Source organism: Staphylococcus microti (genome assembly GCF_000934465.1).
Classification (GTDB): Bacteria; Bacillota; Bacilli; order Staphylococcales; family Staphylococcaceae; genus Staphylococcus; species Staphylococcus microti.
In genome coordinates, this window is the sequence record NZ_JXWY01000004.1 from 1 (window position 1) to 3,123 (window position 3,123).

Here is a 3,123-nt window from a genome sequence, read left to right on the forward strand (position 1 = left end):
GATGTAGATTTATAGCCCATAACTTTTTTGAATTCCATCGACGATATGGCGTCGAAAGAAACATAAATAGACCGTATAAAAGAAAAAAACAGTCTACTTTATCTGGACTGGCTTTCATTTTTATATCCAAAGGCGTACCTAACATACTTAAAACTGTATCATACTACCACCAAACCTTGCGTGTTATAATTGGGTATCCTTATTTTGCATTTTAAAGGGGTATTTAGAGCGATTTCTAAAATTATAGCTTTTTTATACCTATAAATCTTTTTGTCGCTTATAACGCAAATATAAGTCGTTTTAGATGCATTTATCTGTATAGATAAATGTTATATAAATATACATCTGACTTATTGATACGATAATATTCTGAAACTTTACACCTTTGAACTGGCTAAAAATAATTAGCATAAACTGATATTGTTTAGCTTGTTTCTAAAAGAAAGTGTGTCAAGTAGACGACCAAGTGCTTTCCTATTAATTTTGTGGAGAAATCCGAAAAAGTTTCATCATTATCTGGATACTTCATTTTTGATTTACTCATAACAAAAGATTCTTCCCAACTTTGAATTTGAAAAAGAGTTATATGTAAATTTTTATGTTAAAAATTTACATATAACTGGGCAGAAAGAATTAGTTACTGATTTTAATCAAACTTTAGTCTGTAAAATTTGAATGTATTTATTTGGGGCATATTTGCGTTTTAAAAGCTTGTGTAGGTTCTCAGGTATAAAAACTATATGATTTGTCTCTAATTCTTTAAAATATCCCCTTAAAATCCCACTAATAAAAAAGTTACTGGTTTTTTATTAGTGAAATTTTAAAGGTTTTATGTCGACACAGTTGAGAGAAATAAAAGAGTATATATTCGTAATCAATTACAAGAGGATATCGTTGTAGAACAACTCATAATGCTGGAATATATCAGCACGTTTACAGGAGAAGAAAACAGCCCACTTCTAAGGGCGCTGAAAAAGTAGTACAGTTGGCTTATCTTTTCAGTGCCCTTATAGGGGATGGATAGTAACAGAGGTTTTCAGCCGCAGAGTAAACTACCCGTTTTACGGGTGGTTATGCTTGTTAAACAATCCATTAATCTTCCCCTTTTCTTTCTTCTGTTTATATCTTTTTAACGAAATCCCTTGAAGGCCAATCCAATTAGGCATCTGCACTAGAAATAAATTGAAAATCTGAAATACAATTTCCATATAATCACTCCAATAATATAATATTTATTCCAAGATCAAAAATTCCCTCGGCATAAACTAAGCTCACAGAATATATGCTCAGACTCTCATAGCTCACTTATTCCCCCTTCGCAACGTTGAGCGTCACTTAAATGCTTAATGAGTTCTATCCTTGTATTTTCAAAGCTACAAAACGTGTTAACGTAATCGAACACACAAACAATGGTCGATTATACAAGTTTTATCGGGCTATCATATTAATCATGTATAAAATTCATTATAAAGTCATCAGACAATCCATATACACTCGGTAAAACCAAATTAATTACTAGACTAATCCTTGTACTTATTTTCCCAATTTATAACGGTCTAACGCCAGTCAATGTATGTTTTTAACTTATATTTGTAATAGTCAGTGTTCATAAAAACGTATGTTAAGTTGCTCATACGTCAAGCAAGGGCTCAGCAATTTGATATACATGATTTTTTATCTCTTTTCTAACTTGATTTTATGAATTAAACACAGTAATATATAGTTTGTTTGTTGCACAATAAACTTTGGTCGGTGAGCGTGTAACCCTTTTTATTAGCTTAGTTATATAGTAGTATTATAGGGCATGTACAGTCTAACAAGATTTGTACATGCTTTTTTATTTATCAATCAATGGTATAAACACACTAAAAAACAACTAACTATTTATTTCAATATCAATTTTTATAAAGTAGTAACCTCTAACTACCAAAAAATACGAGAGTGTATGAATTTCTGAAAATGAAGAGGTGTAGTGCGTTAAGTATTTATATAGCCTTCTGAAGGTTATGTACTTAATACATTCAAAATATAAAATAGATATTTGTATGATATAAGATTAAATTCGTGTATAAAAATGAAAATGGCGATACAATTCGATTAGATAAGCTCTCTTGACTAAAAGCTTAGTATTTTTAAACCGTATGTTCTGCAGATTGAATGGAGAGAAAATATAAAAAGTGAATTTTTATAAATCTAATAACTTATTCCAAGCTGAATTCCTAGGTATATTAGATTTCTCAGCCTTCCAAAAAAGGAGTTCAAACATGAACTGAAAGGTTTTTTGATTTATCTTCATCTGTAGTATTACTTTTACCTATTTGAAAAGTAGTACTACTAATAAATATAATATTTTGATTAACTATTTTAAAACTAGGGTATATAATTATGGGTATTTAATCATATCTATATCTACTATTTTATAATCTACTATTGTGCCATCTTAAATTTAATTAGAGTTGCCTCCAAAGAATAATGTAACTTTTGATTTGCGATCTCAGACGAACTATTTTAGAATAGTAAAGTTGTTAGAGTGATAACAAGTGTTGAAATTAGGAGTGATACTAAAATGAGTATGCCAAAAATTGAAAATTCCTTTGAACTTTTAATAACAATGATGCATATTGATGAATTGAAAAAAATGATAAAAAATGAATTTCATATAACTTTAGAAGAATTCTCTGTACTAACATACTTAAATGAAAAAAAAGCCTCTGAATATTATTTGAAGGACCTTATTAACAACTTAAGCTATAATCAGCCAAGAATTGTTAATGCGGTAAAAACTTTATCTAGTGATGGATATTTTGATAAATGCCGAAGCACTCATGATGAGAGAATGATTCTTATTTTGATTAATGACTTTCAACGTGAAAAAATCACCAATTTATTGAATGAAATAAATGTCAAAATTAAAAGTTTGAAAAAATAATTTATTATGGAGGAATATAATTCTCAGCTCTTTTTTACGAAGAAGGCCTGATTAAATGACAAAAAACATTTAATCAGGCCTTTGTTATATATAAAACTTCTTTTATAATTGTTAATAGACACAAAAATAAAAAAAGGGCAATTTTAATATATAAAAAATATAATATATTAATTCACACTACCAATAGAAACTGA

1 protein-coding gene and 1 pseudogene are annotated in these 3,123 nt (G+C 28.7%); both read left to right on the forward strand.

The window, feature by feature from the left end; all coding sequences use genetic code 11:
- Window positions 1-827: 827 nt before the first annotated feature.
- Window positions 828-980 (forward strand): annotated as a pseudogene (locus TP70_RS12630) (hypothetical protein); the annotation flags it as partial.
- Window positions 981-2,566: 1,586 nt separating this feature from the next.
- Window positions 2,567-2,929, forward strand: a complete 363-nt coding sequence (locus TP70_RS00825) for a transcriptional regulator, SarA/Rot family (RefSeq protein WP_042740072.1) — start codon at window positions 2,567-2,569, stop codon at window positions 2,927-2,929.
- Window positions 2,930-3,123 lie beyond the last annotated feature (194 nt).